A 14,641-nucleotide genomic window follows, 5' to 3' on the forward strand; every position below is an offset into this window, starting at 1 on the left:
CCGTTGCGGATGTACCACTGGCGCGTGGTGACGATCTCGAGCGGCTTGTCGCCCTTCTCGAAGAACTTGACGGGGTGCTGCGTGGGCTTGGCCTCGCCCTCCATGAGCCCGGCGTCCTGGAGCATCTCGACGATGCGCTGCTGGGCGGAGAACACCGTCTTGCCGGCCAGCTCGGCGTACGCGGCCACCCCGGCGTCCGAGGTGATCCCCGCCGGGGCGTCGGCCAGCACGCGGCCGTCCCAGCCGATCATCGGCCGGGTGGGCAGCTTGAGCTCTCTCCACCAGGTGACGTCCGTGACGTCGCCGAAGGTGCAGATCATCGCGATGCCGGAGCCCTTGTCGGGCGACGCGAGGCGGTGCGCCACCACCGGCACCTCGACGCCGAACAGCGGCGTGCGCACATGCGTGCCGAACAGCGGCTGGTACCGCTCGTCGTCCGGGTGTGCCACCAGCGCGACGCACGCGGGCAGCAGCTCGGGGCGCGTGGTCTCGATGTAGACCGACCCGTAGGAGCCCGTGGCCTCCTCCATGTCCGCCGCGGGCTCGAACGCGAGGCGGTGGTAGGCGCCGGGGCGCTCGCGGTCCTCGAGCTCGGCCTGCGCCACGGCGGTGCGGAACGTCACGTCCCACAGCGTGGGCGCCTCGGCCTGGTAGCACTCGCCGCGCTCGAGCCCCCGCAGGAACGCCTGCTGCGCCACCGCCTGCGAGGAGTGCGAGATGGTCCGGTAGGTGCGCGACCAGTCCACGGACAGGCCCAGGTGGCGCCACAGCGCCTCGAACTGCTTCTCGTCCTCGGCAGTGAGCCGCTCGCACAGCTCGACGAAGTTGCGGCGCGAGATCGGGACCTGGTCCGCGGCCTTGATCGACTGGCCCTCGCCGCCCACGTACGGGGGCTCGAACCCGTCGACGTAGCCGAGAGTCGGGTCGCAGCGCACGCCGTAGTAATTCTGCACGCGGCGCTCCGTGGGCAGCCCGTTGTCGTCCCACCCCATCGGGTAGAACACCTCGCGCCCGCGCATGCGCTGGAAGCGCGCCACCACGTCCGTGTGGGTGTAGGAGAACACGTGACCCACGTGCAGCGAACCCGAGACGGTGGGCGGCGGCGTGTCGATCGAGTAGACCTGCTCACGCGTCGCCGACTCGTCGAATCGGTACGTCCCGGAGGCCTCCCAGGCCTCGTTCCAGCGGTCCTCGAGTCCGTCGACGGTGGCCTTGTCGGGGATGCGCGAAGTCATGCCCGCCATTCTTTCAGACGGCGGGCACTTCGAGTTGCCCGCGTCTGCCCCGGACGGGACGATGCGGCGGCCACCTAGAGTTCGACGGCCGCCACCACCTCGGTAGGGGTGGTCGAGCCGACGTCCGGCGCGGACGAGTCCCACGGCTCCACCGAGACGGCGATCGCCGCCGCCTGGTCCAGATCCGTGATCCAGGCGGACTCGTAGCCGCCGTCCGGCGTGGGCCGCAGCACGGGCCCCGGCACGGGTGCCGAGCCGTCGGCGGGCACCACCCAGATCTGGTAGGTCTGATCCTCGCCCAGCGCCGGCATCGTCCCGTCGACGGCCACGCCGTCCTCGGTCTGCCCGCCCACCGCGCGGGAGACCCACACGGTCGCGTCGCCGATGTCGAGCGGCAGGTCCTCGCGGTCCGCGGCGAGCCGGATGCGGTCGAAGTCGGAGGCGACGTCGATGACGTCGCCGCGGTTGAGCAGGAAGCCGAATCCGACGGCGAACACAGCTGCGACGGCCGCCGCGGCGGCGAGCATCGCCGCGACGGGACGGCGGGTGCGCCGGTGCCGGGCGAGGTCCGCGACCTGTGGCACGGCGGCGGGCGCGGTGGGCGGGGCGGCGAGCTCCGCGGGGGCTTCCTCGGGGGCCTCCTCCGGGGCCGCCTCCGGCTCCGGAACGCCGTCCTGCGCGGTCACCGCCAACTCGGCGGCGATGCGAGAAGCCAACCCGGCCGGAGCCTCCGGCCCGGACGCGGAGGCGAGATCCGCATCGTCCTCCGCCAGTGCCTCCAGCACCACGCTGAAGCTCGCGAGCTCGTCGCGGCACGCGGCGCACTCGTCGAGGTGGGCCTCGAACGCGGCGGCCTCGTCGGGGCTCAGCGATCCCAGCGCGTAGGCGCCCACCAGTTCGTGGATCTCATCCATGGTCACACCTCCTCCAGGCTGTCGCGCAGCTTCGTCAATGCATCCCTGATGCGGGTCTTGGCGGTGCCCAACGGCACCCCCAGATCGTGGGCCACCTCCGTGTGCGTGCGGCCACCGTAGTACGCGAGCTCGAGAGCCTCGCGCTGCTTGTCCGTGAGCGACTCCAGGGCCCCGCGGACGCGCCGCGACTGGAACGCCCGGTAATCGTCCTCCACTACGGCCTCCTGCGGTGCGGGGGTCTCGTCCCGTTCCGCCACGGCGGCCTCGGCCTCCATCTGCTCGCGCTGGCGTTGCTCGCGCCGGACGCGATCCACGGCGCGGCGGTGGGCGATGGTCAGGATCCACGCCTTCGCCGTCCCGCGGGCCGGATCGAACTGCGCCGCCTTGCGCCACGCCTCGACCATCGCCTCCTGGGCCACGTCCTCCGCCATCGACGGGTCCCGCACTATCCGCAGCGCCACCCGGTACACCTGCCCCAGCATCGTCGTGTAGAGAGCCTCGAACGCCGGTGCCGAGCCGCGACCCGCCTGCAGGAGCAGGTCCTCGAGACGCTGGGCCGACGCATGCGCCGGCTCGGCGGGAACGGACCGCAGGTGGCGGTTCGGATCCACGACGGACTCCCTCCGCAGCGTCGCGACGGGGCTCACGACCGCACCATCCAAACACGACGCGGGGTTCGCGCCGGCAGCCGCGCCGCGGCAGGGCGGTCCCGAACGCGGTGCTCGCCCATGGTTCCCCCCTTCCGACGGCCGGGGCGACGATGCGGCGGTGCGGGGCCCGGCCCGCCCCCAGCGCGGTCCCGGCCCCGGTCCTCATGTGTGGACATCAAGGGTTCGCGCGGCCGCCCGGCGCGGATTGGAGGAGTTTGCGAACTTCGCCGGTAGCCTCTGCGACATGGAGGCGAGGGTGGGCGCCGGCTTTCTCAAGGCGCTGGAAGAGTTGGACTCCCGGGCGGGAGACGTGCTTGAGCCGCGCCTGCGCGACATGATCCGTCTGCGCGTCTCGCACCTCAACGGCTGCCACTACTCGATCCGGCTCCATTCCGAGGCGCTCGCGCGGGCCGGGGCACGTCCGGACCTCATCAGCGCGCTGGCCCGTCCGGCGCGTCAGGTGCGCGACGGGCTCGTGTCCGAGGGCGAGGGTGCCGCGCTGCGCCTCGCCGAGGTGCTGACCGATCCGCCCCGTTCGCTCGAGTCCGAGGCCAGGGACGATGCGGGGTCCTGGTTCAACGCCAACCAGCTGGGGGCGATCGTGGAGACCGTGGCCCTCACCAACGCGTGGAACCGCGTGACGCGGGGGACGGACTAGGCAGGTTTCGGCGCGTCAGGCTCGGCGCTCCCGGCCTCGCCCGCGCGCGCGACCATGAGGTCCGCCACCTCGTAGACACCCACGATCACCCGCGACGCCCCCTGCTCCTCGAGGTAGGCGACGTCCGTGTCGCGGTGGCCGCGCGCCACGATGTCCACCTCCGGCGCCAGCGCCCGGGCCTTCGCCACCACCGCGCCGGCGTTGAGGGGATCGGGCACGCCCACCAGCACGGCCCGCGCCGCCTCGATCCCCGCCGCCCGCAGCACCTTGGCGCGTGCCGCGTTGCCCAGGATCGCCTCGTGCCCGTCCTCGCGGATGGCGGTCACTCGGGTCTCGTCGTCGTCGATCACCACCACGGGCATGCCGCGCCCCCACAGGCCCTCGGCGATGCGGGCTCCGACGCGGCCATACCCCACCACGATCACGTGGCCGGTCACGGTCGACGTGACGGGCGCATCGTCCACCTCGCCGGGGTTCTTGCGCGCGTAGATGCGCGACACCCAGGCGAACAGCAGCGGGTTGAGGATGATCGAGATGATCGCGCCGGCCAGCACCAGGTCCTGCGCGTCCTGATGGAGCACCTCCAGCTCCGCCCCGAGCGTGACCAGGATGAAGGAGAACTCGCCGATCTGCGCCAGGGATGCCGCGACCACCAGTGCCATCGATCGCGAGTAGCGCATCGCGCGCACCAGCCCGAACGCGACCAGGAACTTGCCGCCCACGATGATCGCGACGGTCGCCAGGAGCGCGACGGGCTGCCGCAGGACGATGCCGGGGTCCACCAGCATGCCCACGGCGACGAAGAACAGCACGGCGAAGGCGTCGCGCAGGGGTAGCGAGTCCTCGGCGGCGCGGTGGGACAGGTCGGACTCGCGCAGGATCATGCCGGCGAAGAACGCGCCGAGCGCGAACGAGACCTCGAAGAGCCACGCGGCGCCCACCGCCACGCCCAGGCCGATCGCGAGGACGCCGAGGGTGAAGAGCTCGCGCGAGCCGGTGTCGGCGACGCGGGCGAGCGCCCATGGGATCACGCGGCGGCCCACCACCAGCATGAGCGCCACGAACGCGCCCACCCGCAACAGGGTGATCGCCAGCTCGCCGGCGAGCTCGCCGGGCGTCGCGTCGCCGCCCGCGAGCACCGGCACCACCACCAGCGCGATGACCATGGCGAGGTCCTCCACGACGAGCCAGCCGATGGCGATGTGACCCGCCCGGGTGTCGAGAAGCTGGCGCTCCTCGAGCGCACGCAGCATCACCACCGTGGACGCCACGGACAGCGCGAGTCCGAACAGCAGCGACCCGGCCGTGCCCCAGCCGAGGAGGTAGCCCAGGCCGGTGCCCAGCACGGTCGCGAGCGTCATCTGCGCCAGCGCTCCGGGCAGCGCGATCTTGCGCACGGCGAGGAGCTCGCGGAACGAGAAGTGCAGCCCCACGCCGAACATCAGCAGGATCACGCCGATCTCGCTCAGCTGCTGCGCCAGGTCCACGTCGCCCACGTAGCCCGGTGTGTAGGGGCCGATGAGCAGGCCGGCCGCGACGTATCCGACGATGGGGGACAGCCGCAGCTTCTGGGCGAGGAAGCCCAGGATGAACGCCGCCACCAGGCCCACCGCGATGGTCATGATGAGGGGGGCGTGATGCAGCATGCCGCGACGCTACCCGAGCGAGTTTGCCGGGATGTGTCGGTGGTGCGAACGTCTGGCGTCGGGCGCCAGGGGGAATGCACGGCGCTGGGCCAGTGTTCCGGGTACTAAGTCCTAGAACCTACGCCGGCCATGAGTCCCTGGTAGCCGGAGGGCGGTCAGGTCGACAATTCACGAGGGCGCCTCTCCCGGGAGGCGCCCTCGTCGTCTTCTTGCGTCATGCCTGGTTTGTGGTGCCCGCGGGCGTTTCGCGCGGTAATGTGTCGATCATGGTGAGATTCCTGATCAATGCGCTGATCTTCCTCGGCTCCGCGGCCCTCGGCCTGTGGGTCACGTCCCTGATCGTCGACGGCTTCGAGATCAATTTCACGGGCCTGCTCATCGCGACCGTGATCTTCGCGGTGCTGCAGAGCCTGCTGTCGCCGTTCATCTTCAAGATGACCACCAAGTACGCGAGCGCCTTTACCGGCGGCGTGGGCCTGGTGTCGACGTTCGTCTCGCTGCTCATCACGTCGATCATCACCTCTGACCTCACGATCGACGGCGCCACCGCCTGGATCGCGTCGGTGGTGCTGGTGTGGCTCATCACCGCGCTGGCGACGTGGCTGCTGCCGCTCATCTTCCTGCGCAACCAGATCGAGAAGCGCAAGGGCTGAGCGACACTCAGACGCACGGTTGGGCTGTTGGCCGCCCGAAAGCGACACTCAGCCGCACCGTTGATCGACCGCACCGTTGATCGCGACCGCTACAGCAGCGCCGCCAGCCGGCGCGCCGCGTTCGCGGCGCCGTCCGTCTCGACATCCCGGAAGTCGACATCGCGGCCGACCTCCTGGGAGATCGCCTCGGCCAAAGCGTCGGGCGTGAGCTCGTCGAACTCCATGCAGCGCCCGGCACGGTAGCGGTCCAGCCGCGCGCGCACGTGGAAGTTCTGCTCGAAGTGCTCGCGCAGCGGCACGTAGATGAAGGGCACCTTGGCGGCCGTCAGCTCCATGGTGGTCGTGAGTCCGCCCTGCACGATCGCGAGGTCGCACGCGGCCAGGTGGCGGTGCAGGTCCGGCACGTAGGCGCGGTACTCGACGCCCGGCGCCTGCGGCATCGACTCGGGGTCCAGGCGCGGCCCGGTGACCACGATCATCCTCAGGCCGGGCACGGCCCGGCGAGCCGCATCGGCGCCCGCGACCACCCGGCGGATCAGTGCCCCGCCCACGCCCGAGCCGCCCACCGCGACGATGCAGACGCGCTCGTCCTCGCGGTAGCCCAGGTCCGCCCGCAGCTCCTCCTTGGTGCCCAACGCGCGCGGGTCGAAGCCGGTGATGTAGCCGGAGAAGTCGTAGTTGCCCTCGGTCCACTCCCGGATGCCCGGAAGGCCCGGGCCGAAGGTGCCGTCGACGATGTCGTCCGGCGACCCCACGAACACCGCCGCGTCGCGCATCGACGGGTGGCGGGCGACGTGCTCGATCATCTCGGCGTTGTAGTCGGCCGTGACGGCGGCCTCGCGCGCCCCCCGTGACGGCATCGGCAGATACCCCACGAAGTCCGTCATCCACGCGAGTGCGGCCTTCTTGAGCCCGGGGTTCTCGAAGAGGTGGTAGTCGACGTCCCAGGACTCGTCGGCGATCACCAGGTCGTAGCGCTCGCCGGCCACCACCTCGTCGAAGACGTGGAAGTTGTGGGCGAGGATCTCGTCCATGGTGCGCAGTGTCTGGAAAACGGCGAGGTTGTGCTCGCCGGATTCGGACTCGATGTGCGCAGACTCGTGCGCCAGGGCAGACGATGCGGGGTGGAGCCTCTCGCCGGACGCCGCCAGGACGCGGGTGACCGGGTCCTGGGCGAGCCAGTCGATGGTCGCGTCGGGGTGGAGGGCGCGCAGCTCCTGCGCGATGGCGAGGTCGCGGCGAGCGTGGCCCAGACCGATGGGGGAGGACAGGTAGAGCACCCTGGGGCTCGCCGCGGGCGCGACGTGCACGGCGACGTCGAGCGGGGCGATCCCGAACACCCGATCCGCGAACGCCTTGATCTCGTGGTTGGTGCGCACGGGGTAACGCGACTGCGGGGCGTGGCTCACGTCCGGGTGCAGGTGCAGTTCGGACGCGGGCATCGCCGCGTGCGCGAGCTCCGAGCTCCGGTAGTCGGTGATCCGGTCGCCGGTGCCGTGGATCAGCAGGCAGGGGATGGTCGACGCGGCCAGTAGCGCGCGCCACTGGTCACCGTCCTTGTCCATGTGGCCGTCCCCCACCGCGGCGGCGACCGCCGAAGGATGCTGGTCCAGACCCCATTCGACCAGGTCCTCGACGCCCTTCGTCGAGTGCGGATCGGAGGCCACCTGGGCCATGAAGAACTCGAGGAAGTCGCGCCAATCCCGTTGCCAGTAGTCGAAGTCGAACTTGGCCCAGCCTTCGGGCGTGGGGTTGGTGGCCGGGTCGTACGGAGCGCCGCCGCTCACGCGCTCGCGCGGCTCGATCCGCCAGGGATGGGAGGCGGCAATGGCGACGGTTCCGACGATGAGGTCGGGTGCGTACGCCTGGAGCGTCATGACGAGCTCCGCGCCCATCGAGAACCCCACGGCCAGTGCGCGGTCGGTACCGGTCGCATCCAGCACCGCCAGGGCATCGTCCATGCGGTGCGACTGGGTGAACCGCGCGGCGTCGGTGGGGCGCGAGCTGCGGCCCGTGCCCGCGGCGTCGTAGGTGACCACCCTGTAGTGCCGCGACAGAAACGGGATCTGCATCTTCCAGTGGCGGGAGTGGACGATCTCCCACGTGGGGACCAGCAAGATGGTGGGGGCGTCCCGCTCGTAGACCTCGTAGTGGAGGGTGGCGCCGTCGCGCTCGACGTCGCCTTCGTGGGTGGGCAGCACTGCTCGCATGGTGGGGACTCCTGCGGCTCAGGTGGATTCCGCGGCCTCGATGAGGTCGCCCACGGCGCGGACGGCGGAGATGAGGGGCACCTCGGGGGAGTCCTGCTCGGTGAGGAGCAGCACCTCCGCACCCATGAAGATCGCGGCGACCAGGGCGGTGGCCTGCTCCACGGTGAGCGTGCCGAGCGTCAGCCCGCGGCGGTAGTGATGGCGGAGCGCCTCGCCGATGACGTCCGTCCAGGCGGTGATCATGTCCCGCACCCGGGACCGGATCGCGAAGTCCGAGTATCCGGCGGCGATCATCTCCTGGAGGATGCGGACGTAGCCGCTGGCGAGGTCGGCCTCGAGGTAGTCGCAGGCGACGGCCCACTGGCGCGAGAACGGCTCGTCGCTCGCATACATGGCTGCCTGGCGGTCCACGAGCCGGCGGTTCTCGGCGTCCAGGGTGGCGAGCACCAGCTGCCCCTTCGAGCCGAAGTGGTAGTGGATCTGGGACAGGGGAACGCCCGCGAGCTCAGCCACCTTGCGCGTCGAGAGCGTCGCGTAGCCGTGAGTGACCACCAGCTCGCGGCTGGCCTCGAGGATGCGCCGCTGGGTGCTCGGTTCGGTGGTGGTGGGCATGGTGGGTGTCTGGCCTCCGCGCTCGGGTTCGGTCGACCGACCGAACATGCCTCGACCGTACTCCACCCCTCGTGTCGCGTCAACAGCTGGGACCTTCGTCACTGGCGCGATATACCCAGGGGGGTATGTTTGTGGGAGGAACGGGCGTCGACGTCGACGGCCCGCGTGATCAGCGAGGAAGGTGATCCGAATGGCCCGAGTGGTCGTCCTGGGAGCGGGAGTGTCCGGGCACACCGCAGCCCTCTATCTGCGCAAGAAGTTGCCGCGGGAGCACGAGGTGGTGGTGGTCAATCCCAAGCCCACCTACAACTGGATCCCGTCCAACATCTGGGTGGGCGTGGGCAAGATGAGCCACGAGGACGTGGTCTTCGACCTCGCCCCGATCTACGCCAAGAAGGGCGTGACGTTCATCCAGGCCAAGGCCTTCGCGCTGTGGCCCGAGGGCGATGAGGACGATGCGCGGCCCGCCGTCGAGATCGAGCACACCACCCTCGCGCGCGACGGGGAGACGGAGAAGCTGCGCTACGACTACGTCATCAACGCGACCGGCCCCAAGCTGAACTTCGGCGCCACCCCCGGACTGGGCCCCGACGGCGGCCACACGCTCTCGGTGTGCACGCCGGATCACGCGACCGAGGCATCGTCCCGGCTCGCCGCCCTCACCGAGGTGCTGCGCACCAAGAAGCAGCGCGTGGTGATCGGGGTGGGCCACGGGACGTGCACCTGCGAGGGCGCGGCGTTCGAGTACACGTTCAATGTCGAGCATGAGCTGCGTGAGGCGGGGGTGCGCGACAATGCGGAGATCGTCTACCTCACCAACGAGAACGAGCTCGGTGACTTCGGCGTCGGAGGCATGCAGTTCGAGCAGAACGGCTACCGCACCACATCCCAGCTGTGGACCGAGTCCCTGTTCCGCGAGCGGGGCGTCAAGGCGATCACGGGCGCGGCGGTGACCTCCGTCGACAAGGGCGTGATCCACTACGACCAGCTCGACGGCTCGCACAACGACCTCGAGTTCGACTTCGCGATGCTGCTGCCGCCCTTCAAGGGTGCGGACTGGAAGGCGTACTCGAAGGACGGAACGGATATCACCTCGACGATCTTCGCGCCGAGTGGCTTCCTCAAGGTCGACGCCGACTACACGCCCAAGAAGTACCCGGAATGGTCGGCAAAGGACTGGCCGCGGACCTACCAGAACCCGACGTACAACAACGTGTTCGCGGTGGGCATCGCGTTCGCGCCGCCGCACCAGATCTCGCAGCCGCGCGCCACGCCCGACGGGGTGGCGGTGGCGCCGTCGCCGCCGCGGACCGGCATGCCGTCCGGGACCATGGGCAAGGTGGTCGCGATGTCGATCGCGGACATGATCCTGACGGGAGCGCCCGCGCCCACGCACTCGGCCTCGATGGCGGAGATGGCTGCGGCGTGCGTCGCGTCGGCTGGTCACGGGATGCGCACCGGCACGGCTGCGGCCATGACCATGAGTCCCGTGGTGCCGGACTGGGAGAAGTACCCGGAGACGGGGCGCAACCTCAAGGAGACGTTCGGCCAGGTGGGCCTGTCCGGCCACTGGGTCAAGCGAATGCTCCACACGCTGTTCATCTACAAGGCGAAGGCCCGTCCGGGCTGGACCTGGATCCCGGAATAGGAGGCGCGCCATGGACACCACCAACGCGCGGATCTCGAACGCGCCGCTTCCGACCTCGGGCGAACTGCGCAGGCGCCGCAACGTCGTCGTGCAGTTCTTCCGGTTCGTCGGGACGTCCTGGACCATGTGGCGGCTGGCCCGCAGGCATCACTGACCTCCCCTCGCTGGGGGGCGGCGCGGGGCGGGGACGGCTGGTCCCGCCCCGCGTTTCTGCGCGCTCGCGGTGGGTGCCGGGAGGTGAGCGACACTCAGGCGCACCGCTGAGGGAAATCGCGCCCAGAAACGACACAATTCCGCACCGTTGTTGAGGGCGCGGAGCGGCCGCGATCAACCGTGTGTCTGAGTGTCGGTTTCGGGCCGTCAGACGGTCAGCGGTGCGTCTGAGTGTCGCCGGCCCTGGCTAGGGCGCAGGGTCTGCGGGGCAGGAGGCGTCGACAGGGTCCGCCAGGCATGCCGTGATGGTGAGACGGCGATCCGGGTCGAGCCGGGCCAGGATCTTGAGGGTCAACGCCGCGAGGGAGTCGATCTCCTCGTCGGTGAGCCCGTCGAGGATCATCGCGCGCACCGCGTCCGCGTGCACGGGCCGCGTCGCCAGGAATGCCTCCATCCCCGCGTCCGTGAGCGTCGCGTTGAACGCCCTGCCGTCCTCGGGGCACGCCGTGCGCTCGACCAGACCCTTGCGCTCGAGGCCGGTCACCACGCGGGAGAGCCGGGGGAGCGTGGCGTTGGTGCGCGAGGCGAGCGCGCTGAGTCGCAGCCGGCGCCCGTCCGCCTCCCACAGCGCCTCGAGCAGCGTGAACTCGAACGCGGTGAGCGACTCGCCGGCGAGCTGCTTGTCGAGCGCGGTGGGCAGCAGCTCGAGCATCGCGTGCAGGCGCGCAACGGCGACGCGTTCGGGCTGTCGCAGGGCGGTCTCGGTGCTGGTCATGCACCCATCCTACCGGAAAGTTGCATCTACAACCAAGAGGCGCTACAGTCCATGGTTGTAGGTACAACTAATGGCGCCGCGACCCGGCCCCCATCCTTTGAAAGGGAACTCACATGACCACCTTCACCATCATCGGCACCGGCACCATGGCCAACGCGATCGGCGGCGTGCTCGCCGAGGGCGGCAGCTCCGTCACCTACGTCGCGAAGGACCAGGTGGGCGTCGAGCCGCTGACCGGCGACGTGGTGGTGCTCGCGGTGCCGTTCCCGGCCGTCGAGTCGATCCTCGCCGCCTACGGCGCCGCCTTCGACGGCAAGGTCGTGGTCGACATCACGAACCCGCTCAACTTCGAGACGTTCGATTCGCTCGTGGTCCCGGCCGGCTCGTCGGCCGCCGCCGAGATCCAGGCGCGCATCCCTGGCGCGACCGTGCTCAAGGCGTTCAACACCAACTTCGCCGCGACCCTCGCCTCGAAGCGAGTGGGCGAGCTCACCACCACGGTCCTGATCGCGGGCGACTCGGCGACCGCGAAGGCGGCCCTCTCCGCGGCGGTCGAGGCGGGCGGGCTCGAGGCCATCGACGCGGGCTCCCTGGTGCGCGCCCACGAGCTCGAGGCGATCGGCTTCGCGCAGCTCACGCTCGCGGTGTCGGAGAAGTTCGGCTGGGCGGGCGGCTTCGGCGTCGTTCGCTGATCCTGCACCACGCGCGCCCCGCGCGGCGGCCAACCGGTCGCCCGCGGGGCGCCGTCATGTCCGGACGGACACGGCGGGACCCGCCAGATCCGTCCGGATCAATTGCCCAGTTGCTCCAGCACCGACTCCTGCTCGGCGAGGCGCTTCTCGAGGTGGTCGGCAAGCTTCGCGGTGTCCGCGGCGGTCCAGCCCTCGGGATCGGTCACGCCCACCCAGGCCTGCAGGTTGCCGGCCGCCGAGTACATGTGCCCGTAGCCCCACGGCACCGCGCCGGCGCCCGGCATGTCGAGCATCGTCTGCCAGCCGGTGATGATCGGGAACCAGCTCATCTCGGAGGACACGTCGGGTGCCCGCGTCTCGTCGGTGAGCCACTCGGGCTCACGGATGAAGATGGTGGGGTTGAAGAACACCACCGGGTCGGAACCGTGCTGGTAGTAGACCACCTTGGTGTCGCCCCACGTCGCGGTGGGCTGGTCGAGGATGTCCTCCTCGCCGGTGAAGCGGACGGTGCGGCCATTGCTGACCGCCGGCATCCACGCGGGCGAACCCTCGTCGCGGGCGCGGGTGAGTTCGTCATGCAGGGGGTTGACGAACGGCGGACCCGCCAGCAGCGCCCCGTCGATGGGCTCGTTGAGGATGTCGATGTTCGACAGCACCGACTCGACCCCGAAGGAGCCGAGCGAGAGGCCATAGAGGTACAGCTCCGGCCGGGAGTCCGCCGGGAGCTCCGCCCAGTAGTCATAGATGGTGCGGAAGGACACCTGGGACGTCTCCTTGACCGCCGCCTGGTCCGCGAGCAGCGAGATCCAGCTGGGCAGGTACGAGTACTGCAGGCCGGCGATCGCCGTGTCGCCGTTGAAGAGGAACTCCAGGGAGTCGACGCCGTTGGGCTGCAGGAATCCCGTGCCAGTGGTGGTTCCGATCACCAGGATCTCGCGGTCGAACGCGTTGGTGCGCACCAGTTCCTCGAGCAGCAACTGTGCACGTTCCTCGAGCGTCTCGGCGGACTTGAGGCCCACGTACACGCGGATGGGCTCGAGCGCACCGCCGCCGTTGTAGGCGTCGAGCTCCTCGACCGTGGGCGCGGTGGACACGAAGTTGCGCCCCTGGCGACCCATCTGTTCCCACTGGACCACCGAGTCGGGGCTGCCGGAGCGCAGCGGGGACTCGACGGTCTGGGTGCCCGCCTTCTCGCCGCCATCGCGCACCGAGAACAGCGCGTTAGAGGCCGCGAAGAAGCCCTGCACCAAGAGGCCGGACAGCAGCAGCCATATCAGGATGAGGAGCGCCGCGGACGAGAGCGTGATCGCGAGCCGGCGCGGCAACCACCGGTCCAGGAGGTCGCCCGACCAGCGGAACAGCGTGCGCAGCGAACGTCCGACCACCAGCACCAGCGCCGCGGTGATGACGCCGACGCCGATCACGATGGGCCACGCGGTGGGGCTGAGATCCGGCATCCCGAACTGCTGCCGGATCTCGTTCTGCCAGCCCACCCAGCCCCAGATGCCGCTGGCCACGTTGAGGGCGATGATAGCGAAGAGCGACCACACCACGATGGTCTTGGCGCGGCCGCGCAGGTTGGGGACCTCGAGGTAGTTCCAGACCGCGTGACCCGCCGCGCCCACCCCGTAGCCCACCATGAACGAGACGCCCGAGCCGAGGCCCTGCACCATGGGAATGCGGGGTAGCAGCGACGGGAGCAGCGACACCGACATGATGAAGCCGCCCAGCACGAGCCCGACGCCGGAGAACGTCGGTTCGAAGATCCGCGGCGGCAATCGGTAGCCGGGTCGCGCCTCGCGGCGCACCTTGCGGGTGCCGGCGACGCGGTGCGACCGCGGCTGCGATGCGTGCTCCTGGTTGCGCCGTTCGGCGGCCTCGGCCTTGTCTGCGACGGACTCATGCATGCGGCACGCCCTCTCCCGTTACGAGGACCTTAGCGGAGCGAGGGGCGCGGTCCAAGGAGGGTGCCGGGAGTTGCCGCGGGGCGGCTGAGAGCGCGCCCACGAAGCGGAGAGCGCTCTCCTTCATAACTATTCAATAACCCGTCGTCCCAGGCCGGGCGGACCGCGATAGCGTCGAAGAGGTGCGGACACAATGGCGTGTCCGCACCTCATTCTTCGAGCGCCACCCCTTTCCGGGTGCGATCTCGCTGCGCATCCCGGGACGGTGAGGGGGTTCCGGGCGGCAGCAGTCGCCCGCGCGCGAGCAGGTCAGGCTGCCAGAAGGTAGTCGGAGCGGGCGCCCGGGTGGCGCAGTACGGCGAAGGCGCGCGCGGCCTCGTCGGCGGTCAGGCGTCCCGATTCGATGAGGTGCTCGACCAGGCCGTGCTGGGGGGAGTGGCTCTCGACGGCGACAGGGCGGGCTCCGTCGCGCTCGGCATCCGTGCGACGACCGCGGCGAAGGCTGACGACCGCGAGGGCGGTGGCCCAGTCGCTCGCGGGGGTGAAGGAGGGGGTCTCGGCCTGAATCTGGTCGTACATTTCGGGGGCTCCTGGTCTGTTCCGCGGAGGGGGAATCTCCCCTTCTCGCTATTCGGTCGGTCGACCGAACAACCACAGTTTGCGTGATGCGCGGAGATCTGTCAACAGGAGATTTCGGCCGTCGCGGGACGATGCGGGGGCGGGACGATGCGCTCACGCGCCGGCCGCGCGGGCGCGCCGCAGTGGCGCCGAGGCAGTGGCGCCGCGGCAGTGGCGCCGAGGAGGCGGGCGAGCGCCGGGGCGCGGGTGAGCCCCTACGCGTCGCGCAGCAGCGGCTGCGTCATGCAGTGCGCGCCGCCGCGTCCGCGGCCC

The 14,641-nt window shown here is 70.4% G+C and carries 14 protein-coding genes; 5 read left to right on the plus strand and 9 right to left on the minus strand.

From position 1 onward, the window contains the following. The 3 genes from Q0L54_RS06280 to Q0L54_RS06290 form a co-directional block, all read right to left on the minus strand. Window positions 1-1,244 (minus strand): class I tRNA ligase family protein (locus Q0L54_RS06280; RefSeq protein ID WP_296666308.1); only part of this gene is annotated, 1,244 nt, incomplete at its 3' end. A gap of 65 nt (window positions 1,245-1,309) precedes the next feature. Beyond that, window positions 1,310-2,149, minus strand: coding sequence for an anti-sigma factor (locus Q0L54_RS06285; protein WP_296666309.1), 840 nt, complete (start codon window positions 2,147-2,149; stop codon window positions 1,310-1,312). A gap of 2 nt (window positions 2,150-2,151) precedes the next feature. Continuing rightward, complete coding sequence (locus Q0L54_RS06290) at window positions 2,152-2,796, minus strand: sigma-70 family RNA polymerase sigma factor (protein WP_296666310.1); 645 nt, start codon at window positions 2,794-2,796, stop codon at window positions 2,152-2,154. Window positions 2,797-3,043: 247 nt separating this feature from the next. On the opposite strand from Q0L54_RS06290, the gene Q0L54_RS06295 reads away from it, so the two are divergent. After that, on the plus strand, window positions 3,044-3,457 hold the full coding sequence (locus tag Q0L54_RS06295; RefSeq protein WP_296666311.1) for a carboxymuconolactone decarboxylase family protein: 414 nt from the start codon (window positions 3,044-3,046) through the stop codon (window positions 3,455-3,457). Here the strand turns inward: Q0L54_RS06295 and ybaL are convergent. After that, a complete protein-coding gene (gene ybaL, locus Q0L54_RS06300; RefSeq protein WP_296666313.1) occupies window positions 3,454-5,103 on the minus strand; it encodes a YbaL family putative K(+) efflux transporter in 1,650 nt (549 codons plus the stop codon). The two genes, Q0L54_RS06295 and ybaL, sit on opposite strands and share 4 nt — an antisense overlap. Window positions 5,104-5,369: 266 nt before the next feature. Here ybaL and Q0L54_RS06305 point away from each other — a divergent pair, with 266 nt between their 5' ends. Next, window positions 5,370-5,756, plus strand: coding sequence for a phage holin family protein (locus Q0L54_RS06305; protein ID WP_296666314.1), 387 nt, complete (start codon window positions 5,370-5,372; stop codon window positions 5,754-5,756). Window positions 5,757-5,845: 89 nt separating this feature from the next. Here the strand turns inward: Q0L54_RS06305 and Q0L54_RS06310 are convergent, their stop codons facing one another. Together Q0L54_RS06310 and Q0L54_RS06315 are read right to left on the minus strand one after the other, a co-directional pair. Beyond that, complete coding sequence (locus Q0L54_RS06310; protein ID WP_296666315.1) at window positions 5,846-7,966, minus strand: alpha/beta fold hydrolase; 2,121 nt, start codon at window positions 7,964-7,966, stop codon at window positions 5,846-5,848. Window positions 7,967-7,984: 18 nt separating this feature from the next. Continuing rightward, on the minus strand, window positions 7,985-8,578 hold the full coding sequence (locus Q0L54_RS06315) for a TetR/AcrR family transcriptional regulator (RefSeq protein WP_296666316.1): 594 nt from the start codon (window positions 8,576-8,578) through the stop codon (window positions 7,985-7,987). A 190-nt stretch (window positions 8,579-8,768) separates the two neighbouring features. On the opposite strand from Q0L54_RS06315, the gene Q0L54_RS06320 reads away from it, so the two are divergent. Together Q0L54_RS06320 and Q0L54_RS06325 are read left to right on the plus strand one after the other, a co-directional pair. Further along, window positions 8,769-10,226, plus strand: coding sequence for an FAD-dependent oxidoreductase (locus tag Q0L54_RS06320; protein WP_296666317.1), 1,458 nt, complete (start codon window positions 8,769-8,771; stop codon window positions 10,224-10,226). Between the two features lie 10 nt (window positions 10,227-10,236). Then, entirely contained in the window at window positions 10,237-10,380 is a 144-nt protein-coding gene (locus Q0L54_RS06325; protein WP_296666319.1) for a hypothetical protein, read from the plus strand. A gap of 246 nt (window positions 10,381-10,626) precedes the next feature. On the opposite strand, the gene Q0L54_RS06330 is transcribed toward Q0L54_RS06325, so the two are convergent. Beyond that, entirely contained in the window at window positions 10,627-11,154 is a 528-nt protein-coding gene (locus tag Q0L54_RS06330) for a MarR family transcriptional regulator (RefSeq protein WP_296666320.1), read from the minus strand. A gap of 113 nt (window positions 11,155-11,267) precedes the next feature. Between Q0L54_RS06330 and Q0L54_RS06335 the strand changes: the two genes are divergently transcribed. Then, window positions 11,268-11,846, plus strand: coding sequence for an NAD(P)-binding domain-containing protein (locus tag Q0L54_RS06335; RefSeq protein WP_296666322.1), 579 nt, complete (start codon window positions 11,268-11,270; stop codon window positions 11,844-11,846). Between the two features lie 98 nt (window positions 11,847-11,944). On the opposite strand, the gene Q0L54_RS06340 is transcribed toward Q0L54_RS06335, so the two are convergent. Both Q0L54_RS06340 and Q0L54_RS06345 read right to left on the minus strand, forming a co-directional pair. After that, a complete protein-coding gene (locus tag Q0L54_RS06340; RefSeq protein WP_296666323.1) occupies window positions 11,945-13,753 on the minus strand; it encodes an alpha/beta-hydrolase family protein in 1,809 nt (602 codons plus the stop codon). 306 nt (window positions 13,754-14,059) lie between these two features. After that, a complete protein-coding gene (locus Q0L54_RS06345) occupies window positions 14,060-14,329 on the minus strand; it encodes a hypothetical protein (RefSeq protein ID WP_296666325.1) in 270 nt (89 codons plus the stop codon). Window positions 14,330-14,641 lie beyond the last annotated feature (312 nt).

This window comes from Demequina sp. (assembly GCF_024642165.1).
Taxonomy (GTDB): domain Bacteria; phylum Actinomycetota; class Actinomycetes; order Actinomycetales; family Demequinaceae; genus Demequina.